23 protein-coding genes and 1 other RNA gene are annotated in these 23,439 nt (G+C 42.8%); 9 read left to right on the forward strand and 15 right to left on the reverse strand.

From position 1 onward, the window contains the following. Positions 1-24: 24 nt before the first annotated feature. Entirely contained in the window at positions 25-837 is an 813-nt protein-coding gene (locus tag GDK41_RS10625) for a M28 family peptidase (RefSeq protein WP_232056445.1), read from the forward strand. Here the strand turns inward: GDK41_RS10625 and GDK41_RS10630 are convergent. Beyond that, complete coding sequence (locus GDK41_RS10630) at positions 765-1,085, reverse strand: GIY-YIG nuclease family protein (protein ID WP_152086389.1); 321 nt, start codon at positions 1,083-1,085, stop codon at positions 765-767. The two genes, GDK41_RS10625 and GDK41_RS10630, sit on opposite strands and share 73 nt — an antisense overlap. A 121-nt stretch (positions 1,086-1,206) precedes the next feature. Between GDK41_RS10630 and GDK41_RS10635 the strand changes: the two genes are divergently transcribed. Then, positions 1,207-1,566, forward strand: coding sequence for an outer membrane protein assembly factor BamE (locus tag GDK41_RS10635; protein ID WP_152086390.1), 360 nt, complete (start codon positions 1,207-1,209; stop codon positions 1,564-1,566). Between the two features lie 59 nt (positions 1,567-1,625). Here GDK41_RS10635 and GDK41_RS10640 read toward each other — a convergent pair whose 3' ends face one another. Beyond that, positions 1,626-1,946 carry an RnfH family protein gene (locus GDK41_RS10640; RefSeq protein WP_152086391.1) on the reverse strand — a complete coding sequence of 107 codons (321 nt, stop codon included), beginning with the start codon at positions 1,944-1,946 and terminating at the stop codon, positions 1,626-1,628. Then, the gene (locus GDK41_RS10645; RefSeq protein WP_152086392.1) at positions 1,946-2,380 is read right to left on the reverse strand and encodes a type II toxin-antitoxin system RatA family toxin; all 435 of its coding nucleotides are present in this window, start codon (positions 2,378-2,380) and stop codon (positions 1,946-1,948) included. The genes GDK41_RS10640 and GDK41_RS10645 overlap by 1 nt, the downstream gene beginning before the upstream one ends. Before the next feature lie 140 nt (positions 2,381-2,520). Here GDK41_RS10645 and smpB point away from each other — a divergent pair, with 140 nt between their 5' ends. Further along, the gene (gene smpB / locus GDK41_RS10650; RefSeq protein ID WP_070984725.1) at positions 2,521-3,003 is read left to right on the forward strand and encodes an SsrA-binding protein SmpB; all 483 of its coding nucleotides are present in this window, start codon (positions 2,521-2,523) and stop codon (positions 3,001-3,003) included. A gap of 274 nt (positions 3,004-3,277) precedes the next feature. Here smpB and fabB read toward each other — a convergent pair whose 3' ends face one another. After that, complete coding sequence (gene fabB, locus GDK41_RS10655) at positions 3,278-4,492, reverse strand: beta-ketoacyl-ACP synthase I (protein WP_152086393.1); 1,215 nt, start codon at positions 4,490-4,492, stop codon at positions 3,278-3,280. 178 nt (positions 4,493-4,670) lie between these two features. Between fabB and mnmC the strand changes: the two genes are divergently transcribed. Next, positions 4,671-6,656: a bifunctional tRNA (5-methylaminomethyl-2-thiouridine)(34)-methyltransferase MnmD/FAD-dependent 5-carboxymethylaminomethyl-2-thiouridine(34) oxidoreductase MnmC gene (mnmC, locus tag GDK41_RS10660; protein ID WP_152086394.1), complete on the forward strand. Its 1,986-nt coding sequence runs from the start codon at positions 4,671-4,673 to the stop codon at positions 6,654-6,656. 50 nt (positions 6,657-6,706) lie between these two features. On the opposite strand, the gene GDK41_RS10665 is transcribed toward mnmC, so the two are convergent. Next, the gene (locus tag GDK41_RS10665) at positions 6,707-7,513 is read right to left on the reverse strand and encodes a flagellar protein MotY (protein ID WP_152087567.1); all 807 of its coding nucleotides are present in this window, start codon (positions 7,511-7,513) and stop codon (positions 6,707-6,709) included. 228 nt (positions 7,514-7,741) lie between these two features. Here GDK41_RS10665 and rnt point away from each other — a divergent pair, with 228 nt between their 5' ends. Next, positions 7,742-8,407, forward strand: a complete 666-nt coding sequence (gene rnt / locus GDK41_RS10670; protein WP_152086395.1) for a ribonuclease T — start codon at positions 7,742-7,744, stop codon at positions 8,405-8,407. Positions 8,408-8,478: 71 nt separating this feature from the next. On the opposite strand, the gene gap is transcribed toward rnt, so the two are convergent. The 4 genes from gap to GDK41_RS10690 all read right to left on the reverse strand — a co-directional run bounded on the left by gap (position 8,479) and on the right by GDK41_RS10690 (position 14,006). Next, on the reverse strand, positions 8,479-9,483 hold the full coding sequence (gap, locus tag GDK41_RS10675) for a type I glyceraldehyde-3-phosphate dehydrogenase (protein WP_152086396.1): 1,005 nt from the start codon (positions 9,481-9,483) through the stop codon (positions 8,479-8,481). 17 nt (positions 9,484-9,500) lie between these two features. Continuing rightward, positions 9,501-10,121, reverse strand: a complete 621-nt coding sequence (gene eda, locus GDK41_RS10680) for a bifunctional 4-hydroxy-2-oxoglutarate aldolase/2-dehydro-3-deoxy-phosphogluconate aldolase (protein ID WP_152086397.1) — start codon at positions 10,119-10,121, stop codon at positions 9,501-9,503. A 26-nt stretch (positions 10,122-10,147) separates the two neighbouring features. Then, positions 10,148-12,001, reverse strand: a complete 1,854-nt coding sequence (edd, locus tag GDK41_RS10685; protein WP_152086398.1) for a phosphogluconate dehydratase — start codon at positions 11,999-12,001, stop codon at positions 10,148-10,150. Positions 12,002-12,374: 373 nt separating this feature from the next. After that, positions 12,375-14,006, reverse strand: coding sequence for a DUF342 domain-containing protein (locus GDK41_RS10690; RefSeq protein WP_152086399.1), 1,632 nt, complete (start codon positions 14,004-14,006; stop codon positions 12,375-12,377). Positions 14,007-14,256: 250 nt separating this feature from the next. On the opposite strand from GDK41_RS10690, the gene ssrA reads away from it, so the two are divergent. The 4 genes from ssrA (at position 14,257) to GDK41_RS20490 (ending at position 15,646) form a co-directional block, all read left to right on the forward strand. Further along, positions 14,257-14,613, forward strand: a transfer-messenger RNA (tmRNA) gene (gene ssrA, locus GDK41_RS10695). A 239-nt stretch (positions 14,614-14,852) separates the two neighbouring features. Then, positions 14,853-15,104 carry a type II toxin-antitoxin system ParD family antitoxin gene (locus GDK41_RS10700; RefSeq protein WP_152086400.1) on the forward strand — a complete coding sequence of 84 codons (252 nt, stop codon included), beginning with the start codon at positions 14,853-14,855 and terminating at the stop codon, positions 15,102-15,104. Beyond that, complete coding sequence (locus GDK41_RS10705; RefSeq protein WP_152086401.1) at positions 15,097-15,393, forward strand: type II toxin-antitoxin system RelE/ParE family toxin; 297 nt, start codon at positions 15,097-15,099, stop codon at positions 15,391-15,393. The genes GDK41_RS10700 and GDK41_RS10705 overlap by 8 nt, the downstream gene beginning before the upstream one ends. Beyond that, positions 15,341-15,646 carry a tyrosine-type recombinase/integrase gene (locus GDK41_RS20490; RefSeq protein WP_152086402.1) on the forward strand — a complete coding sequence of 102 codons (306 nt, stop codon included), beginning with the start codon at positions 15,341-15,343 and terminating at the stop codon, positions 15,644-15,646. The genes GDK41_RS10705 and GDK41_RS20490 overlap by 53 nt, the downstream gene beginning before the upstream one ends. A 13-nt stretch (positions 15,647-15,659) precedes the next feature. On the opposite strand, the gene GDK41_RS10715 is transcribed toward GDK41_RS20490, so the two are convergent. The 6 genes from GDK41_RS10715 to GDK41_RS10740 form a co-directional block, all read right to left on the reverse strand. Next, complete coding sequence (locus GDK41_RS10715; RefSeq protein WP_152086403.1) at positions 15,660-16,295, reverse strand: hypothetical protein; 636 nt, start codon at positions 16,293-16,295, stop codon at positions 15,660-15,662. 255 nt (positions 16,296-16,550) lie between these two features. Then, positions 16,551-17,468: a pirin family protein gene (locus GDK41_RS10720; protein WP_152086404.1), complete on the reverse strand. Its 918-nt coding sequence runs from the start codon at positions 17,466-17,468 to the stop codon at positions 16,551-16,553. 244 nt (positions 17,469-17,712) lie between these two features. Continuing rightward, positions 17,713-18,675 (reverse strand): trypsin-like serine peptidase, encoded by a 963-nt coding sequence (locus GDK41_RS10725; protein WP_152086405.1) that lies wholly within the window; start codon positions 18,673-18,675, stop codon positions 17,713-17,715. A 238-nt stretch (positions 18,676-18,913) separates the two neighbouring features. After that, entirely contained in the window at positions 18,914-21,421 is a 2,508-nt protein-coding gene (locus GDK41_RS10730; protein ID WP_152086406.1) for a M1 family metallopeptidase, read from the reverse strand. A gap of 152 nt (positions 21,422-21,573) precedes the next feature. Further along, a complete protein-coding gene (locus tag GDK41_RS10735; RefSeq protein ID WP_152086407.1) occupies positions 21,574-22,470 on the reverse strand; it encodes a S1 family peptidase in 897 nt (298 codons plus the stop codon). A 620-nt stretch (positions 22,471-23,090) separates the two neighbouring features. Then, entirely contained in the window at positions 23,091-23,390 is a 300-nt protein-coding gene (locus GDK41_RS10740; RefSeq protein WP_152086408.1) for a helix-turn-helix domain-containing protein, read from the reverse strand. Positions 23,391-23,439 lie beyond the last annotated feature (49 nt).

The following is a 23,439-nucleotide window of genomic DNA, read 5'->3' on the forward strand; positions in this document are numbered from 1 at the left end:
CATCAACTGTATGATGATTTAAGGGTGTTGACAAGTGCACAGCATGGCGGGCGAGAAGCCGGTAACCCTCAGCCAAATGTTAGCGCTCAGTTTATATTTGAGCGCTTCAATGATCTCGGTTTAGCACCAAAATTTCAAACCTTTACCTTTAAAGATGGGCTATTTTCCAGCGCCTATGGCCACAATGTAATAGCTAAGCTACCGTGCAACACTGTGCGTTGTCATGGCTCCATTGTTATTTCGGCGCATTATGACCATTTAGGTGCAACTGGCAAACGAGTATATGCTGGAGCTAATGATAATGCCTCCGGCACTGTGGCTTTGCTTTCTCTTGCTCAACAACTCAGAAACATCGAGCGTCGTTATAATGTGACATTTTTGGCTACCGATGCTGAGGAGAAAGGCCTATATGGGGCAAAGCATTATGCCGATAAAACAGATGCTACAAACGCGTATGTGCTTAACATTAATTTAGATATGCTCTCACCGAGCAAAAAAAACACCTTATATGTCATGCAATCAGCAAATGCTAAAACGTTTACTGAAAACATGACGATGCTTCAAGAGCAAACTTTTAGTGTAAAGATCGTAAGCCCTAACAGAATGAAGAGACTCATAGGTGATGGCCGAATAGATTGGTTAAGAGCCAGTGATCATTATGCTTTCTATCGGGTTGGCATTCCATATTTGTATTTTGGAGTAGGAGAAGACAAAAATCATCACAGTGTTGACGACACGCTTGAGAGTATAGATATTCATAAATATCAGAGTGTTGTTAAATTCATCAATGACTTTATGGTTTCACTGCTAAGTTGCCCTTCAGATTGTACAAGCTGAACTTTTTTAGCTTTGGGTAACTTTTTGATGTGCCACTCAAGCTTGCTTGCTTGGCTTTTATTACCAACTGAATAGCTAAATACTAATCGCAACGGCCCTTTTCCCTTCAGATTTTTTGCGCCTTTGCCCGCCTTATGAGCCGCAAATCGAGCCGCTACATCGGTCGTAATGCCGGTGTACCAATGACCAAAGCGTGTTTCAACAATATAAATAAACCAGTTTGGTTGCTCTGCACTAGGCTTAGTCATTTAAAAATACTCACCATCAGAAACTTTTACCCCCTTGCATGGTCGAAGTTCGACAAGAAGCTTTACCTTCTGCTCTTAATCGGTATCATGCAAATAAATCAAAACAAGGATACACAAATACATGCTGTCTAATAAATCCCTTTTCATATGGCTCAGTGCTGCTGTAATTACTGTGATGCTATCTGGCTGCTCAAGTTGGGTATATCGCATCAATGTGCCACAAGGTAACTTTTTAGAGCAGTCAGATGTAGACAAACTACGTGTCGATATGACCCGAGAACAAGTATTGTTCGTGTTGGGTACACCTATCGCCAAAGACGCTTTTAATGATCAGCAATGGCACTATGCCTACGTTTTTAATATTGACCGTGAATCAGAACAACGTAAGTCTCTTACTGTACACTTTGATGGCGATAAATTGAAAAATATCAGTGGTGATTTCGACCAACCTGAATCATTCAATATCCCACTTGATCAATAATAAAATCAATATTAAAAAAAGGGCTTTCGTGCCCTTTTTTTAATGCGCCAAATTTATGGTTAACTTAAAGGCCGACCGCCTGTCACCTTATTAGCTCGCCCTTCTTCTTTGGCTTTTTCTGCTCGCCTTCTTCTCGCGTCTTTAGGATCTGCTATTAAAGGTCGGTATATCTCAATTCTATCGCCTTCTTTTACCACTTGATGGTTCTTAACGGTGCGATTCCAAATACCGAGCGTAAGCTTTGTTGCATCAATGTCAGGGCACTTATCCAAAATACCTGACTGCATCACGACCTGTTCAGCTGAGGTGCCTTCAGCAACATCAACTTGCACACATGTTGCCTTGTGAGGCACAGCATAAACAACTTCTACTTTTATCACTATCGGGCTCCATAAACGATTTTTGCCCTTTGGGTAAAGGCTGAAACCATGCTTTTGGCCACTTCATTAAATACTTTGCCAAACGCCATCTCTATCAGTTTACTGGCAAATTCAAACTCGAGTTTTAAGCTAACTTTACAAGCTTGGTCATCCAGCTCAGTAAACTGCCAATACCCTTTGAGTGACTTAAATGGTCCATCAACCAATTGCATATGAACGGTGGTACCATCAAAACTATTTTTGGTCGTAAACCACTTTTTTAGTCCAGCTTTTGAAATTTCCAAACTCGCCGTCATTCCCTCTTCACTTGCTTGGATAATTTTGGCATCTGAACAATGCGGCAAAAAAGCCGGGTAAGCATCTACATCATTAACTAATTCAAACATTTCTTGGGTGCTATACATCACCAATGCGCTTTTTTCTATTTGTGGCATAGTTACTCCAATTCATTTGCGCCGATTTTAGCAAGCTTTTTAAGAATTATCTTGTGTGTGATACGGTGCTAAGCGAAAATAAAGCGTAAATTTAAAAAAGCGCTGTTTTCTAATCTCTTTTCTAGGTAAACTAGGCCATTATGGCAAAGAAAAAATCATCTAAATCAACAAGCAATACTATCGCGCTCAATAAAAAAGCGCGTCATGAGTATTTTTTAAACGATAAATTCGAAGCGGGTATTGAATTACAAGGCTGGGAAGTAAAAAGTATCCGAGCAGGTAAAGTAAATATCTCTGATACTTATATTCATCTCAAAGACGGTGAAGCTTTTCTGCTAGGTAGCCAGATCCAACCGTTAAATAGCGCGTCTACACACGTTATTTGTGATCCGATGCGTTATCGCAAACTCTTGCTTAACAAACGAGAAATCGATCGCTTAGTCGGTGCCACTGAACGTGAAGGATACTCTCTTATTGCCACCGCAATGTACTGGAAAAAGTGCTGGGTAAAATTAGAGTTTCACTTAGCTAAGGGTAAAAAAATGCACGACAAACGTGCAGACACCAAAGAGAAAGATTGGTCTCGTGAAAAAGAACGTTTAATGAAACATAAAGCAAGATAGTTGTAACGACAAAAATTGCGACAAAAGCCTCTTCGGAGGCTTTTTTGCTTTCATTTATACCAATCCGCTTAACTAAGTGGTCTATTTTGAAGCAAGAAAACCTTGTCGATAGCAAGGCAAAAATTTCGTTATTTAGTTGTTCTAAATGAGAAATTTTTAACGCAGCTGTCGTCAGGTTTAATCCTTCAAAAGGATTAAGTGTTATTGCGGATTGGTATTAGACAATAAAAAGCCCCGTATCAGTACGAGGCTTTCATTGCAAAAACTAAACGTATTAACCTTTATATTTTTGCATCACTAATGTGGCGTTAGTGCCACCAAAGCCAAAGCTGTTAGACATTACGGTGTTAAGCTCAACGTCACGACGTTCTCTAACAATGTCTAGCCCCTTCGCTTGCTCATCTAGCTCATCAATATTAATTGAAGGCGCAACAAAGTTATTCTCAAGCATTAGCAAAGAGAAAATCGCTTCGTGCACGCCTGCAGCACCCAATGCATGCCCAGTCATTGCTTTGGTTGCACTAATTGCAGGCGAGTTATCTTTGAACAGCTCTTGGATAGCACCCAATTCTTTTACGTCACCTACAGGTGTTGAGGTACCATGGGTATTTAAGTAATCAACAGGCCCTTCAACGCCTTGTAGCGCTTGTTGCATGCAACGTACAGCTCCCTCACCCGATGGTGCAACCATATCATAACCGTCAGATGTCGCACCGTAACCAACGATTTCAGCATAAATATGTGCACCGCGCGCTAAAGCGTGTTCCAGCTCTTCAACCACAACGATACCGCCACCGCCAGAAATAACAAAGCCATCACGATTCGCGTCATAGGTACGCGACGCCTTCTCTGGCGTCTCATTGTACTTAGTTGATAACGCACCCATCGCGTCAAATTCCATTGCCAAAGTCCAATGTAGTTCTTCACCACCACCGGCAAAAATAACATCTTGTTTGCCCAATTGAATTTGCTCAACAGCATTACCAATACAGTGCGCAGACGTCGCACACGCTGAACTGATTGAATAGTTCACACCCTTAATTTTAAAAGGCGTTGCTAAACATGCTGAAGTAGTACTGGCCATTGTACGAGGCACCATATATGGACCTACGCGCTTTACACCTTTTTCACGTAAAATATCTGCCGCTTCAACTTGGTATTTTGATGAACCGCCACCAGAGCCCACAATAAGACCGGTACGCTCATTCGACACTTGTTCTTGTGTTAAACCTGAATCTTCAATCGCCTGCGCCATTGAGATATAAGAAAATGCAGCCGCATCACCCATAAAGCGTTGTGCTTTACGATCAACAAATTGTTTTACATCGATATCAAGGTTGCCCGACACATTACTGCGCAGGTTATAATCTGCAAATTCTTGATTAAATACGATACCGCTTTTGCCAGCTTTTAAAGACTCTAATACTTCTTGTTTGTTGTTGCCGATGCTTGAAACGACACCGATCCCCGTAATTACGGCTCTTCTCATGGGTAAATTCCCTTAATCTTTACTTAATTGCGGTTATTCTACGCTGAAATACCCTATGAAGTGGTCAGCTTTCCAGCGTACACACGTACTCTGAATTAATTTTGCGGAAAATACAACGGACTTAGACAAATAAAACACGTAAAATGTAGTAAATGTTCTAGTTATTTCGTTGCAGTATATGATCAAAAACGCACAAATCCACTTTAACGAAATGGGCACGCCCGTTGCCGATGATTTCGATGATGTTTATTTCTCCAACGATGATGGACTTGCAGAGTCCCATTACGTATTTTTTACTCAAAACCAAATCGAACAACGCTTACTCAACCATGACCAACCGCACTTTGTTATCGCCGAAACTGGTTTTGGCACAGGGCTAAACTTTCTCAATACTTGGCAACAATATGACCGGCTAAAACAATCTCACACGTTACCAAGACTGCACTTCATATCATTTGAAAAGTTCCCTATAAGTCATGCGGATTTGAGCACAGCTTTAGCTGCTTGGCCCACACTGGCTGACTACGCACAACAACTTAGTCAACAGTACCCAATGGCACTGGCTGGATGTCATCGCCTAGAGTTCGATAATGGCAACATCACGCTAGACTTATGGTTTGGTGATGTTCATGATTCTATTCCTAGTATTAGTTGCCAGTCAGCAGGCATTATAGATGCTTGGTTTCTCGATGGGTTTGCGCCGAGTAAGAACCCTGACATGTGGCAGCAATCACTCTTCAACGCCATGGCTGATCTAAGCCGCAGCGGTGCAACCTTTGCAACCTTTACCGCTGCAGGGTTTGTTCGCAGAGGTTTGCAACAGGCGGGGTTCGATTGTAAAAAAGTAAAAGGGTATGGCCGAAAAAGAGAAATGGTCATCGGCCAACTTCCTTGCGCAAATAGCTACGCCAGTACGCCGCCATACTATCAAACCTCATGCGCCTCATTATCAAACGTTGCTATTATCGGCGGAGGTATTGCCTCAGCATGTTTGGCCTATCAGCTTAGTAAACGCGGCATAAAAAGCACTTTGTTTTGCCAAGATGACGCCTTAGCAAAAGGTGCGTCTCACAATCGCCAAGGGGCCGTTTATCCTAATCTACAAGCCGATCACACGCCACCTAGCGAGCTATATGCACATAGTTTTTTATATGCCAAACGCTTTTATGAACAGCTGCATGCACTTGGCTTTGAGTTTGCGCACCAATGGTGTGGCGTACTATTACAGGCCGTCAACGAATCGAAAAGTGCCCAACAACAAAACTTAGTCGACAAAAAGAAATGGCCTGATGCACTTATTCGGCCTTTAAACGCTTTGCAAGCCAGTGAAGTCGCGGGCGTCTCACTACCCTACAGCGGGTTATTCATAGAGCAAGCTGGCTGGGTTAACCCTGCTCAACTCACTGATGCTGTATACGCCGCAGCACAAGACAGTGGCCGCGCCAAAGCCAATTTTAATACCGATATTGAACGTTTAGAACACTCTCCTGATGGCTGGTTGCTGCATAGCCAAACACAGGTGTTTGGCCCTTTTAGCGATGTGTTTGTTTGTGCTGGTGAACACAGCGACCGATTTGAGCAAACTCAATCTGTTGCGCTGCAGGGGGTTAGAGGACAAGTGTCTCACATTCAAGCTGGCGATGTGTCTTCTGAGCTAAAAACGGTACTGTGTCATAAAGGCTACTTTACACCAGCGCAAAACGGTCAGCATTGTATGGGGGCAACCTTTGACAAAGATACCAAAAGTCGTGAGGTCAAAGAGCAGGATAATGTTACCAATCGCGCTCAACTTAATAAGTTTTATGGGCAAACGCCGTTTGCTCAAAGCCTAGGAGAAATTAGTGGCGCCAAAGCTGCTGTGCGCTGCTGCTTTGCCGATCACTTACCCATGCTAGGACAAGTACCTGATCAACAAGATTTAACTCGCACCTTTGCAAACTTACGTAAAGGCAAACATTATGGTTTTGAGGCATTAAGTGAGCCAAATAAAGGCTTGTACGTAGTAACAGGATTTGGTGCTCGTGGGCTTTGTAGCGCGCCTTTGACTATAGCGCACTTGGTATCGAGTCTGTGCAACGAACCTAGACCATTGAGTGAACGTGTACATCAGGCTATTCACCCCAACCGCTTTGTGGTTCGCGATCTTATTCGCAACAAAATCTAGTGATAAAAAACAACAACGCCGCTTTCATCTGCGGCGTTCCAATATTCCGTTTATGGCTTAGATATTTGAATGATCACACGGCGGTTACGTTGGCGACCAATCGCGTTACTATTTGGCTCCACATGACGCTTTTCACCAAAGCCCTCTGTGATGATCCTATCTGACTCTACACCTTTTGCGGTCATATACTCTTTAATGGCCTTAGCTCGTTTACGTGATAATTCCATATTCGGCCAACGCCCACCATGGCTGTCTGTGTAAGCTGAAATATAAATTGACTCAATATTAGGATCGTTATTTAAATACTCTCCAATCATATCTAAGCGCTTACGCGACGATTTAGTTAACTCACTTGAATTCTTTTTGTAGTTCATCACAGTAAAAGAAATATCTTCAAAGCTGAAAGGAAGTAAATTATCTCGGCACTGTAAAAATGCCCAATACGCTTGCTGAAAATTAACAGATGATAAAGCGACAGCGATTTTGTCTTGACTATTTTGCCAATCTTTATAGTAAAAAGTAGGGAAATAACCTTTTTCTAGCTCACTGAGCATTTCCCAAGACAAGCGATTATCCAGCTCACCGTCAAACTTCTTTAAGAGCTGCATACGACCAATATCGCGGGTGGGCACGCCTGCTCGCCACGCTGGCGGCACAGATTGTAGGCCGGCAAACGCATAGGTTTCTGGTCGTGCAACCATATCAAGATTAAACGTTAGATCTTTATTTTTGCTGGCAATAACGCTAAATATGGCTTCACCATAATAAGGCACCTCGTGGTTTAAGCTACACTCTAGTCGCGCATTTTTCTCTACTACCCAATGGGAAGTATCTGCATCAGCACTATATTGGCGCATTGCCGCATGTGACTGCCCTGCCACTGCGAACAAAACTACTGCCCCTAAAATACTTAACCTAACTTTCACCGTTCTACTCCGCTTGCCAAATTCTTGTCATGGCGACACTACCACCTCAAAATACTGCAATAACTATGCCTAAACAGCATTAATTTACCTAAACTCTGGTTCGCATATTTGCACACACCTTGTATAATGTGCGGTTCAAATTTAGCAACCAATAAGATTATGGCAGATCAAGAGCAAACTCTATACTCACAACGTTTTCGTGGCTTCTTTCCTGTAGTTATCGACGTAGAAACCGCAGGCTTTAATAAAGATACCGATGCTTTATTAGAAATCGCGGTTACCACTTTAAAAGTAGATGATGAGGGGGTATTCAGTTTAGATCAAACCTTACATTTTCACATTGAGCCTTTTGCAGGTGCCAATATTGAGCAATCTGCCATTGAGTTCAACGGTATAGACCCTTTTTCACCGCTTAGAGGGGCTGTTGCAGAAGGCGATGCCATAAAAGAAATATGTAAAATGGTTAGAAAGGCGCAAAAAGCGGCTGGCTGCTCTCGCTCTGTCGTTGTTGCACATAATGCCGCATTCGACCATGGCTTTTTAAATGCGGCTATTGAGCGCAACAATATAAAAAGAACCCCCTTTCACCCTTTCGTCAGTTTTGATACCACATCACTGGCAGGATTAGCTTTGGGCCAAACCGTCTTAGCCAAGGCCTGTCGTACGGCAGGGATTGAGTTTGACAATAGCCAAGCTCACTCAGCCCTTTATGACACTGAGCGCACCGCAGAGTTGTTTTGTTACATTGTCAATAGATGGCAAGAACTAGGCGGCTGGCCTTTGCCACCAAAAACTGAAGAAACACAAGAGCCTGCTCAAGACTAACCTTGTGACGCTTTAAAAATAAAAAAAGCCGTTTTAAAACGGCTTTTTTTATGTGTAATTATTATTTCAAATTATAAGAACTGACCTAATACTTTTACTTGGTCAATCATACGATTTGAGAAGCCCCATTCGTTGTCGTACCATGCCATGACTTTAACCAATTTGCCATCCGCTTTGGTTTGCGATGCGTCAAACACTGAAGACGCTGGATTATGGTTAAAGTCGATTGAAACAAGTGGTAGCTCGTTGTACTCAAGAATACCCGCCATTGCACCTTCCGATGCAGCTTTAACAACTTGGTTCACTTCTTCAGTTGTTGTCTCGCGCTTAGCAATAAATGTTAAATCAACTAATGATACGTTGACCGTCGGTACACGTACCGCCATACCGTCTAGTTTTCCTGCAAGCTCTGGCAGCACCAAACCAACCGCCTTTGCAGCGCCAGTTTTAGTTGGGATCATAGATTGCGTGGCACTACGTGCGCGGTATAAATCTTTATGATAAACATCGCACAAGTTTTGGTCGTTCGTATAAGCATGAATTGTCGTCATGCTACCTTGCTCAATACCAATAGTATCATTCAGTGCTTTAGCTACAGGTGCTAAACAGTTTGTAGTACATGAAGCATTAGAAATGATATTGCTTTGCGCGTTTAATACTTCACTGTTTACGCCATGTACAACCGTGGCATCCATATCAGTACCCGGTGCTGATACGATTACTTTTTTGGCACCCGCTTCGATGTGCTTAGCAGCCGCTTCACGTGAGGTGAATAACCCCGTGCATTCAAGCACGATATCAACGTTCAGTGCTTTCCAAGGCAAGTTCGCAGGGTCGCGCTCTTGCGTTAGGGTAATTTCGTCACTACCGACAACCAATGTATTGTCGTGCAAGCTAACAGTTTGATTAAAGCGACCATGCACAGAGTCAAATTGTGTTAGATGTGCATTGACGTTTGCTGGTGCTAAATCGTTAATAGCAACAACTTTAATTTGTTCGTTTTGGCCTGACTCGTAAAGCGCTCGTAAAACATTGCGGCCGATACGGCCATAGCCATTAATTGCGATGTTGATCATGCTGCGATTCCCCTTGATTATTTAACTTCACTTGCTTGTTTTGCAAGCGCTTCAATGGCTTGCCAGTCTTTGTTAGCGATAAGCTGTTTATCTAACATCCAGGTGCCGCCAACACAAATTACATTATTAAGCGCCAAATACTTAGGCGCGCTTTCTAGGGTGATCCCCCCAGTTGGACAAAAGGTGATATGTGGTAGTGGACCACCAATTGACTTAAGCATTGGCGCGCCACCGGCGGCTTCTGCTGGAAAAAACTTCAAATATTTAAAGCCTGCTGATGCAAGCTTCATCACTTCGCTCGGTGTTGCTGCACCGGGTAAAAACGGAATATCAGACTCTTTAGCCAGCGCTAATAGCTCATCGTTTACACCCGGGCTAACCATAAAGTCTGCGCCCGCTGCAACAGAGGCTTCAAAAGTCGCTCTATCCACCACAGTACCTGTGCCAACATAAGCATCCGGCACGGTTTCTTTCATAATTTTTACCGCTTGCGCTGCAATTGGTGTACGCAATGTGATCTCTAGTGCTTTTAAGCCACCGTTATAGAGCGCTTGTGCAAGCGGCGCGGCATCTTCTAAGTTGTCGATAACAACAACAGGAACCACGGGTGCCGATGATAAAATCTTTTCTATGCTCATAACCTTCCTCATTCCCAATGCACTTATTATTCTTCAATGCCAAAGGCGCTCGCGCCCATATCTGCACTGCTTACAATATTTCTAAATCCAGCAAACAACTCTCGACCTGTGCCGTAAGTCATCTCTGGTTGTGTTAATTGTGCTTCACGGTTTGCCAACTCTTCATCAGACACATGCACTTTTAATACACCCGCTGGCGCATCTAGGGTGATTAAGTCGCCATCTTGAATTTTAGCAATGATGCCGCCTTCAACAGCCTCTGGGGCCAAGTGAATGGCCGCAGGCACTTTACCTGATGCACCAGACATACGTCCGTCAGTCACAATGGCAACTTTAAAGCCCTGATCTTGTAATGTTGCCATGACTGGCGTTAGCTTATGTAGCTCTGGCATCCCTTTGGCTTTAGGGCCTTGCTCTTTCAGAACGGCAATAAAGTCTTGGTTTAATTCGCCATTGGCAAACGCGTCTTGTAACTGGCTTTGTGAGCTAAATACTTTTGCAGGCGCAACCACCACACGGTGCTGCTCTTGTACAGCCGATACCTTGATAACGGCTTTACCTAAGTTACCAGTTAGCAGCTGTAAACCACCTTGTTTACTAAATGGATTACTTACAGGACGAAGCACCTCTTCATCCAATGAATTTTCTGGACAAGGAACCCACTTAACTTTGCTTGGACCTTGACTGTCCGTCATGATCACACTGGCATCATTTGCAAGCACAGGCTCGTGAGTGTAGGCATCAAGCCCTTCACCTACGATAGTTTTAACATCGTTGTGTAGATAACCTGCGTCTCTAAGTTCACGCATTAAGAAACCCATACCGCCTGCAGCTTGAAAGTGGTTTACATCAGCAGAACCATTTGGGTAAATGCGCGTAAGCAGCGGCACTACTTCAGACAAGTCTGCCATGTCTTTCCAAGTAATTTGAACGCCAGCAGCTTTTGCCATCGCGACCAAGTGAATAGCATGGTTAGTAGAGCCACCTGTTGCTAATAGGCCAACCAAACCATTTATAACGGTTTTTTCGCTTACCACTTCAGCCAAACAGTTAGCATCTTTGCTATCAATAAGCTGCTGTAACATACGCTCTACAGCATTACCTGTTAGGCCGTCACGTAACTCTGTGTAAGGGTTGATAAATGAGCTACCAGGTAAGTGTAGGCCCATAATTTCCATCAACATTTGGTTGGAGTTGGCGGTACCATAAAAAGTACACGTGCCGGCACTGTGATACGATGCGCTTTCGGCCTCTAGCAGCTCTTCACGGCTTACTAAGCCTTGTGCAAACTTTTGGCGAACACGCGCTTTTTCTTTATTAGGAATACCTGATTGCATTGGCCCAGCTGGTAAGAAATAGATTGGTAAATGGCCAAACGATAAAGCACCAATTAGTAATCCTGGGACGATTTTGTCGCACACACCTAAACAAAATACGCCATCAAACACATCATGTGACAACGCAACTGCGGTTGACATAGCAATAACGTCACGCGAGAACAGTGATAGCTCCATACCATCTCGCCCTTGTGTAACACCATCACACATTGCAGGTACACCACCTGCTACTTGTGCTGTAGCATCATATTTTTGCGCAATTTGCTTAATTAAATCTGGGTATTCTTTGTAAGGTACGTGAGCAGACAACATATCGTTGTATGCATTGATAATTGCTAAGTTTGGTTGCTCATCTGCTTTTAAGCGAGCTTTGTCGTCGCTTGAGCACGCAGCCATAACGTGGGCAATGTTGCCGCATCCAAGGCCTGCTCTAACTCGCGTTTGTTTTTTAGCTTTGTTAATGCGGTCTAAATAGGCTTGACGTGTTTGCTGACTGCGTTCAATAACACGTTCGGTGACTTCTTTTACTCGTGGATGCAACATATATTCGACTCGTTCTCTATATAGGTTAGAGGAAAAAGGCTCAGCGCGATCAAAGACTCCACTCCAATCTTTGCACTGAGCACATTTTGATTTACCCGTTCAAAGGTACGCTATCAGGTTGTCTCTCACCCCAACCTGACACCGGTGTCACTGTATTAACTCACAACCGTGACACCGGTGTCAACCTTTACTCATAAATTTAGTCTAAAAATCATAAATGACCAAATAATGAACAAAATGAGACTTAAAAATAAAAAAACGACCAACTAGGGTCGCTTTAGAAGAATTATTCTGAGAACTCGAAAATTATGAATAGAGCATTGTAATAATGCGTTACTATCAGCTTAGTGTATCCAGTAAAATGCGCTTAAAATCACTGCGCATTAAATTGCTGCGTGATCTTTCCTTCGTCTAACTTGACCGAGTGCGGTGGGTAGATACGCGTAAATTGCTTAGAATCTTTAGCAATGGTCACTTCTATACCAGGGTGCATAAGCTCATTAACCTTTACACGGCAAGTATGCAGTAATCTTGATAACTTTTGCTGAATTATTTTAATATTGCGTTGATTGCGTTGATAATGCAGGTTTAGTTGCTTTTCACTCTCTTCGAGTTTTTTCAAAAACGCATCACGCTTTGTAGATTGGGGCGATTTATTCGCTTTAGCTTTGGCCTTTGATAACTCCATTACCTTTTCGGTTAGGCGCTTTTCAAAGCTTTTAAACTCTTTTTGCTTTTCTTTTAACTCAAACCAGTTTTGCGCAATAGCGATTCGAGTACGTGTACCAGACGGTGCACCTAATTCACCAGTTTCAATTCGTAGTGCATTTAAAACTTTACCACCAATTAGCTTACCGCGAGGTGTATCACCCTTACCCACTCTAATTAAGCGCCCGGCTGATAAGTCGCAGTGTAAAGCTTGGCGCTCAACAAATAGGTCTTGCTGAGTTTCGATATGGCTATACTGCGCATAACCAATAGAAATCGTTCTTGCTGCTTTAACACTGCAAGAAAATTCATCGTTATCCGAGCGTTTACGTCCAATTGCGCCTTGCATGATAGTCACCGCCCCTGCACTTTCAACAAAAGCACATTCAACAAAGCCTATCACGGTGACATCTCCGGTTGCTTTTATACGCATACCTTCTTTTACATCGCCGCTCACAATCACACTGCCATCGAACTCAATGTGACCGGTGCTAACATCTACATTGTTGTAGCACAATACGTCATCAACACGCATACCTCTTGGCACAGCTACAGGCACGCCTTTAGCGTCTGCAACAAGTACATTGGGATCATTTGGGTCAAGTTTAGTGCCTTCAAGCACTTGGAGATCAAAGTCGCGGCCCGGTTTTGGCTCTAAAACGTCTCCAAATACCGTATAACCGGTTTCGCCTTTTGTTGGCGGAATACGTTTCATCAGCGGCGCACCGGGTTTAACCGTAATAATCGCCCCTAAATCACGCATATCAACCTTACCGCCATCTTTTCGCTGTGGGGCAAGTATTCTGTCCTGCGCTGTCATACACAAGCGAACAAATTTGGCATCTTCGCCATTTTTTGCACGACGCCCGTGTGCAACAATCGTGCTGTATACTTCACCAGGAGGCTGTTCAAATTGTTGCGCTAAAAACTGTTCTAACACTGTTTTGTTAACGCCGTGTTTCACTCCTGCGTCTTTTAACGCTTTTTCAGCCATATCCATTGATACGATGTTACCACCGCGAGCCGTAACAATCGTGGCTTCTGCCATCATATTATTTTCATCAACTCGAATGGTTATTTCACCACCAACGGCCATAGCAATTACTAGCGATTCGTTATCAGTATCTTTGCTTGTGAATAATTTACCAATGTTTGCATGTATGATATCAAAGTCTGCAAAATCAGATTGTTCAAGCAGTTCAACCAGCTGTGAAGCGCTGGCAGGAAAGCCCGATTCTGCTGGGTGAGAAAGTAAATACACCGCACCCATATCTTTATCAAAACGAAACAACGACATTTATCTCTATTCCTACAAAAACAAGTCCATTTTGTTATTGACAACGTAACATAAGCCATTTGAGCACATCAACGCACCGATGTTAAGTAATATATCACCATAAAAGCATACAAATTATAAACGATTGTAAATGTGATTTGTTCAATAATCATCCAACTATCTCATATATAAAAAGTTATCCAAAAAAGGGCCTTGAGTAACTACCTACTTACGCGCTATACTGGCGTTACTTACTGAATGAAAGTATTCAGGGGCTGATTAGGATTCGACGGGATTCATGAAGCCTAAGGTGCATGTCGAGGTGCGGCTGGCCTCGTAAAAAAGCCGTATTTAAAGTAATCGCAAACGACGATAACTACGCTCTAGCGGCATAATAGCCCGCTAGCACTCCTCCAAGAAATGCTTGTGGTTCTGGTTCTGGAGTGTCACCCTACACAAGATCGCTACGGAAACCCTGGCCGGGGTTGAAGGGCTAAAACTAAGCGGCCTCGCCTTTACTTATCGTGTTCGTCCGAGATTTAAAGGTTAACCAATAGACGATACTAAGCATGTAGGACCGAAGGTCGACGCTTTCCGGACGGGGGTTCAAATCCCCCCAGCTCCACCAAATAGCGAAATAAAAAACCCATTAGAACATTGTTTTAATGGGTTTTTTGTTTGGTAGGGTTTGAATTGCCAGGTCACCATCGTGCCACTAAAAGCAACGTCACTTACTTAATACGGAATCCAAATAACCCCAGACCTCACACAAAAAAGCGCACCGCAACAATATAAGATGGTTTAATACTGTCTAAAATTGACAATATTAGACATAGCCATATACAGTTAAGGCAGGAGGTGGCGACTATGAACGTTAATTTAAGCCCCGTATTTGAAGAGTATATTAAGCAGCAGCTTGATACTGGCATGTATAACAATGCCAGCGAAGTGATTCGCGAAGCGCTGCGATTGAAAATGCAACAAGACGAAGTATACCAAGCAAGACTGCACGCCCTTCGCACCGCAATTGATGATGGATTCAACAGTGGCGAATCTATACCGCTAGATATGAGCAGCATTATTGCAGACGCCAAAGCAAAAGCTGAGGTCGATGCTTAATATCACCATCAAACCACTTGCCCACAGTGACTTAGTGGGTATTTGGCAATACACATATCATAAATGGGACAGCAACCAAGCGGATACGTACTTGCTGGAATTGGACTCAGCAATAAAGGGCTTAGCTGAATCGCCCTTTATTGGCAAAGCCATTGATGAAATCTCCCCCAATATGCGACTACATCCGCATAATCAACATATTATTATTTATACAGTGAGGGACACCGCGATAGACATTGTGCGAATATTGCATAAACGTATGGATATCACACTGCATAAAATCAAATAGCGCTTGCTTATTTTCATCTGCACTACTAATTGGTGCCGCGCAAATCCGTAAAAACATTTGCATCCCCATACTTAAAAAAAGCGAAGTGCGATACCGCCACCCTTACCAAGCACGCCACACTTTCGCGACTATGCTGATTAGTGAGGGCCGTAATTTGTGGTGGATAGCTGATCAAATGGGCCACGATGGGCCCGAAATGTTATTTAGGCATTATGGTAATTACATCAAAGAGCATGACCATAACAAAAAATAGCTTAGAAGCTGATTTAATCTAAAGTCAATCCCAAAGAGTCATACAAATATTTCCTATATTTTATGTAAGGCTCTCTATGCTTTTTATCTTCTTCATCAGTGGCTTTAATTAAATTACTTTTCCCACATTCGTCTAGGGGTAAAAACTGCGGTATTAACTTATTAGAAAGTTCATTTATATTGCACAAATAATCATTATGTAAAGTATTTACCTGACGCGTATTAGTTATCGCCGCGAGAACTCTAGACCTAACTAAAAGTTCCCTGCTTATAGCTTTCAACCTATTTAGATCTTCCAAATACATTCTATAGCGTAAATCATAATGCTCGCTATGAATCCTTCTTTCCTCAACATCTGAGCTTTTTTCGAAGTTCAATGCAAACATATACATAGCTGCAATTTTCATTTGACTGGAACTGTAAGCAGCATTTACGTTTTCCAGCGCTTCCAGAACTTCTACTTTTTTATTGTAGACGATTTGTTTTCGCCACCCCAACAACGCTATAAAAGCGCATACTCCCCCCACTAGACCGCCAATACCTGACAAGACTTGAAGCAAGTCCATGAAGGGTTCAGCAAGCAGTTCTTTTGATATTGCCCCTACAATAACTAAGCATACACATACGAGTAAATATTGTACTTTAGTCATTAGTCGCCTTTTAAAGAATTTAGAGTCTTACGAATAGGCAAGAGAGTAGCACGCATTATCTAGTTTTTAACTTTAATATTGCCACTAGAATTACAAAACTAACAAAAAGTTGCATATAAACAATCAGTTAAATAAATATTGACAGATATTCAAATCCCCCCCCAGCTCCACCAAATAGCGAAATGAAAAGCCATCAAAACTTTGTTTTGATGGCTTTTTTGTTTGTTAAAACATCACAGTTATAAATACAACCAATCACCACTCGGGCAAGGGAATAAACTCAACGTCATCGTTGGGGACTTTGGGGAATTGTCCCGTCTTCCAATCTTGTTTGGCTTGTTCGATAAGGGATTTATCGCTGGCAACAAAGTTCCAATCCATATAGCGCTTGCCAACACTTCGGCCGCCAATCAGTGCGACAGTGGTATCTTCAAGTGCCTTTACGATAATGCCAGCGTCTTTTGCAAAAACTGCCATGCTATGTTCTTCAAGCACGTTATCTAACACACTTAGTTGACCTGTGACGACATAGAGCGCCAGTTCATCCACTTCTGGTAATACTAAAGACTGCCCAGCTTGCATCCGCGCTTCGACATACAAGGTATTAGAGAAGGTTTTTACGGGAGAGACCACGCCATACGCCTCTCCAATTAGCACCCGAATTGGCACTTCGTTTTCGCTTACGCTGGGAATATCGGCGCTTGCGTAGTGAAAAAATGCGCTCTCACATTGTTCATCTTGCGTTGGCAATGCCAACCACAATTGCAAGCCATGCAAAGTGTGTGATGCTGATTTAACCTCTTCTCGTTGGCGCTCAGAATGCACAATCCCTCGCCCCGCAACCATCAGGTTAAGATCTCCGGGCACAATCGTTTGTTCACTCCCTAACGAGTCTCGATGCAGCATTTCGCCTTCAAAAAGGTAAGTAACGGTGGCAAGGCCAATATGTGGGTGAGGTTTTACATCCACGCCTTGCCCAGCTTTAAAACGAGCAGGCCCCATATGATCAAAAAACACCCACGGCCCCACACTGCGACAGCCCCTAACAGGCAGCGTTCGCCGTACACTCAACCCGCCTAAATCCTTATCTTTAGGTGTTAGTATCAATTTTAATGCACGGCAACCGGAAGTCACTGCGCACTCATGCTCTAACGATTTAGATATATTGCTCATTTTAGAACGCCTTTGTTCGCTGCGATCATGAGGGATAAATACACCTACCCACATGACTATCTCGATTCATGTAGCAACGACTGAATGATCATTTTTAAAAGAGTATAGCGTGTGAGTAAATAATTAGTGTTAGCTAGTGGTTCAGCAAGAAAATATTAAATGACCTGCGTTTCTCAAAAACGTAGCCACAGAATAACTTAAACTTAAGGCGATGCGTTGTGTACGTGCTCTCGAGCGTCAGAACTTACAAAGTTGTGTTATATTTTTCAACCGCCTCATCGAGATCATCAACAAAGTTTAGAATTGGCACAATTTCACGAAATGAACGGTCGTATTGGCCGTTACTAAGAACCTTCTCTCCTTGCGTGCCTCTGTTTAGCCCGACTAAAACCACAATCTGCTTGCCATAACTTCCGTAGATATTTTCTTCTTCTGTGTCGTAGTAACTCACCACAAATGCACCGCCCGAAGCACCAGGATATGCATAGCAATTTTTAACTTTTTCTACTTCAATGTCATTACCTTGCTCTTCAACTTCGTTGATTGACGCAGACAAACAATTGTCATCATAGGTTAAATTTTTGCCCCCACGACCGAGGTGCTCGTTAAGGTCTGCCGAGTAACCCGCAATGATTTCTTTGTAGGTTTTTCTAGACACAGCCATTTCTGGGTCGTCGTTATATTCTGGGTCAAAAATAAAATCTCGATAGTTGTACGCAAAATCAGCTTCATACACTAGGGGTAAGATAACACTTGCTGAAATCGCTTTATCTAAAACAACAATGGCATAATCATCTGCAGGGTCTAACGAGTAAACAAAACGCCCATCGGAAAAAATATCGGTAACCGTGCGATTGACCACCTCACCGCGCTCAGTGGTAAAAGTCACCTTTACTTTACTAGGGAGCTGAGGCTTTTTTATCGCGTATAAATCTTCAATACAATGAGAGTTGGTTATTGCAACGCGAGCCAATCGCGTATCTTCGTGTCCCACCAAGACTAAGGTGCAATCTCCCACTTCTTTGCCATTTTGCATTTTCATTTGCCCCACAGCTGCAAGCCACGCTGGCGATGAGGCTGTTCGTACTTGTCGTGTATCACCAGGCTGAGCTTGCTTATCCCACTCTTTGCCTGCGCTATGCTTTGAATCTTTGTTATTAGCCACGGCTGAATAATTTATACAGACTAATAACGAAATAGTAAGCATAGCCTTCATTTTATTTAACACGACGCCCTGACCTCTTAACTAGCACGAAGCTGCGTTTTTAAACGCATGAAACAGCTGATAATTTATACAAAACCAGCAAAAACAAATGGTTAAAAATAAACCAAAAGGATGAGGCGCTATTTTAGTTTTCTGGCTATGTGTAGTCAATGACCACACTTGTTAAGTGGGTGGGTGATAATGCGACCATACAACCACATAGCCGCATTTATCTTAGTAGTTAATGGGCTAACACCTTTCGTACGCTTTGCAAATTACTTTTGCTGTTACCAGCACATTCATTAATGGTCTCAAGCACAATATTTAGTTTGGCGTCTAGGCCTTGTACATCCTGCCAATCTGCAAAGGTGTTTTTGACCAGTTCAGCCTCTTTTGCTGAGCAAGCGGTAATGAAATTGTAAGGAAACCACTGCAACTTATCCCCGGCAATGCGCTGGCTTATAGCCGCTTTGTGCTTGACAATATACTGCCCTACGTAAGCACGGTGTTTGGGGGTAAACGCTGGAAACTGAAAGCGGTAGTCAATATCGTGGCCTTTTGTGGCCTCGCTTAGTAACAAGTCATAAAAGGCTTGGATCTGGCTATGTGTATTGCCATAACCCAAGGCATCCAGTAAGTCTTCTTTGACGTGTTTTTCGCTTTGTGCAAATTGGCTCAGTACTGTTTGGTACTCTTGCTCACCGGCATTGGCAACCAATACGCGTAACACGGCGGTACGGTGCGCAAGCTCGCTCAAAGGGGCGTTTTTATAGGCTTGTTTAGCCGCCGTAATGGCGCTGCTTGCGCCAAGATGCACGCCATATAATTCAAGCCATAAGCCGCCATTTTGATTGGCAAGTATGGGCAACCAATCGTTGATATTCGGTAACTGAGCCCTTAAATAATGCGCATAACCAACGCTAAGAGACTCAGGTATTAGAGTCACAAACGTATTTTGCAAGCTCGACAGCGCATTGCTTACCTCAAGCGTGTTATGTGGCAGTGTGTTGATGATGTGCACCAGCGAATCAATGTATGTCATAAAATCAACCTTAGCGGCCATTGCCAGTGCTTCTTGATTGTCTATGTATGAGGCTTGCTCAGCAGTACTTAGCTTTTTAACAGGAAACTCCCCATTGCCGGTATTGTCTAAATATCTAAAGTACCCAACGCCATTGGTGTCTAAAAATATCTGTGCGTTGGCAGGCACATTGGTGAGCGCCATGCGCACTTTGCCGAGCACAATTTTATGTGTTTTAAGCTGTTTTCCATTCCATATTTTCAAGGTTAAGGGGATGGTCCACCGTTTATCTTGGCTGCTGTCAAAACTACTTTGTTGAATAAACACTTGGTCATCATTCTTGCTAAGCGTCAACAACGGATAGTTCGATTGGGTGATAAATGAATTAAGAAACGCTTCAAACCACTGCGTGTTAGCAAAATGTGCTGTAAATGCAGGCGCACTGGTATTGGCCCCAGCCACTTGTTTGACATAAGCGCGCATCTGGGTTTTAAACTGCGCTTGGCCCAGTGCTAACTCTGCCATTTCTAGCACCGAGCGGCCCTTGGTATATGCAAGCTGACCTATAGCCTCGTTATCACCTCGGTACTTTACTTCACTGCGCAGTGCTCTGGCGCTGTGCTTGTCGTCAAAAAATGCCGACGACTGAGGATTAAATGCACAGCCCATTGCCTGCGGATAAAGGGCTTGCATTGCTTTAGCGGCAAAAAATTCAGCGAATGATTCGTTCATCCAGTAGTCGTTATACCAATTCATGGTGATATCGTTGCCAAACCACATATGCACCACTTCATGTGCAATTAGCTTTCTGAATCGACACATCGCAAAACCATCAGCATCCAGCTCTGGGATCTGATGATTGTTCAGAGCAATTAAACCCACGTTTTCCATCGCTGCAAGACCGTTAATGGGAGCGACAAAAAAGTCTAGTTTGCTGTAGGGGAATGGATACTGTAGGTACCGCTCCATAAACGTTATGGTATTGCTCACCAATTCACTCATATCAGTGGGCAAGTTAAGTGCCGTGTTTTTTGGCGCATACACAACAGAGTTAAATGGGGTGTCTTTAAGTTCAACAGAATGAAACTCTCCCACCGCTAATGCCAGCACGTCGGTATATATTTTATGGCTCGGCGCAAAGCGCACTATTTTGCGCTCCCCCTGCACGAGGCTAGAAACCACTGGGGTGTTGTGCAATGCGTCATATTGTTTTGGGATATCAACACTAAACTCAAAGCGGGTTTTCTTGTCTGGCGCGTCAAAACCTGGGAATACGGTACGCGCTTCCATCTCTTGCAGTTGTGAAAAAACATAAGGTGAACCGCTTTGCTGGTCCGCTACAAACAGGCCCATGGTGTTTTGTGAAATCTCACCCTCATAGCGAATAGTCAATTGCGCTTTGCCTGTTATTGGCTTAGCCAATTGATGCGTCACAATATCAAATTCATTAGGCTTTGCGATATTCAAAGTGTGCGTTTGCCCTTGATGTGTGAGCTTCACTGATTTAATTGTTAGTGCTCTGGCGTGGTAAGACACGGTGGTTGTGCTTTGCAGATAGTTGATGTCTAGGGTTGTTTGGCCTTTAAATGTCTTTTGCTCAGGGGAGAGTGTTAAGTTAACACTTTGATATTCTAAGATATCATTACTTGGTAAGCGATATGCCTGCACCTTAATTGAAAAACACACTATGAGTGTGACCATTAGTGCGGTTAATAAACGGCTTTGCATTGCTACACCTTCCCTAGTTAACTTGTTGTTTTAATCATTATCAAGCCGTATTTTATACACGGTTCCTTGGGATTGGCTATCACAAAAACAAAAAGCGAGGCACTTGCGCAGCCTCGCTAATCTATTCGTTTAAAGTGCTTTTTAACAGGAAGTTAAAGGCCTTTGGCGTATTGCAGTACCGTTTTTGTTGGTATACCAAAAGCAAGTACTTTACTGTTTTGCGACCAATACTTTCTATTGAGCGCTTCTTTTACTGATTCATAGCGCTGGGGTTGTGCTAAATCATTAAAACTTGCCACCATAGATGAGATACCCGTTACACAGTTTTTATTTGTATTAAACATGGCCCCTCCCGAAAACCCACCTTGCATGTTTCTATGCAACAATACAAAATTTACCGGCTCGTCTAGCATGCTATTTGGTTCAGCTCCGTTTTGTGCCGCTTTTATATTAAAGCTATCAGTCATACGAGGCCTATCAGTAATACCAGATAATGTGCCCGATGCTGTCGACACTTTGGCTGCGCCTGTTAGCTTCATCATCGTTACTTTATCGCCAAGTTGTTGCTTATCACACCAAATTGGCACCGCTTTACTAGGAAGTGTATGCTTACTTAGTTTTATATAAGCTAAGTCTTTTTCTGGTGAACGCATTATCAATTTAGCCGTCACAGGCTTTGAAAGCCGGCCTAAATCACCCATTTGTACATTAACACCTTGACCGACTTCTAAATCTCTTACCACATGATCCGCTGTAACAATGAGTTGCTCTGTAATGGGTACACCCATGCCACTTGTTATGTTTGAGTCTTTCGCCTTGTAGCTGATCCTTACTTGATACCCTGCTAACTCTGATTCCTGTTTAGTGTGTAGCTCGTTTGAGTTATTAAGATAAGCAATGGCCAGCTCTTTACCTTGATACACTCGGCTGCTCCCACAAGAAGAAAGAGCAATTACCATGCTGAGTAGCAACCACTTTATGCCATTTTTTTTAGAAAATGCTGGATTACAACTTATTGATGATACTGCTTCTTTTGCTGAATAGGCCATGAGTTCATTCCGTGCTAACCAAGTTTAGTATTGATAACAGCAGCCCAAAAACCTGCTACTGTCGCGCTAGTGACTATTAATATGGCACAAAACACAAAAAATTAACATAGAAATTTACTCATATCGGGTCCATATGTATTTATTTTGTTAACTCAAGTGAGCTAAAAGGTAAACTTAATAGCAAGATAGGAGTAGTTTGAGAAAATTTCATCATCATAAAGTTGATACAACTATTGGCTTTTTTAGAGTTGCGGATTGGTACTATACCCTCTGCATTAATACGCAATATTGCATATCTCCAATTTAACTAAATAGAGCACCACATCACTTGGAAAAACTCAATAATTATTGGAACCAAAAGAATATAAAGAGGATACGAGACGCCGTGCTTATTTACACAAATAGATAATGATAAAAACTCGCATTTAAGAATTTGCAAGTATAAAAGGATAAGCGCTCAGGGCATTATCTAAAAGCAAGCGCGAAAAGGTGAAATAAACGACCGACTGCTATTGAAGCCTATTTCACCAGCAAAACGCAGCTAATTAAACTGCTACAGGTACGAGAACTCGGGTCTGTGAATGCGATGTAAATAAATCATTGCATTATATTTATTGTATTTAAGCTGACTCTCTTTGCTCTTCAATATCAACAGGTTCAAACTGCTCGATAAACGAAAGGAAGTTAGGTTGTCCGAACAGCATCATGATATCAAGTAACTGACATGCTGTTAGTTCAGTTTTACCTGACTCCCAATTAGAAATCGTGGCTTGGTCTACTGGCGTTACTAAGCTTTTACCTAATTGCGCCTGAGTTAACTTCATTTCACGACGCAATCTGCGGATCGTCGCAGGAATATACTGCCTAGCAGCCATCGTTTGCGCTTTACGCACACGTTCATTTCTTCGTATCGTATTCATTACATATCCGTATTCGGTAATGGTTAGCGTTTTGCCCGCTGCAACTGTA

Source organism: Pseudoalteromonas sp. A25 (assembly GCF_009176705.1).
Taxonomy (GTDB): Bacteria; Pseudomonadota; Gammaproteobacteria; order Enterobacterales; family Alteromonadaceae; genus Pseudoalteromonas.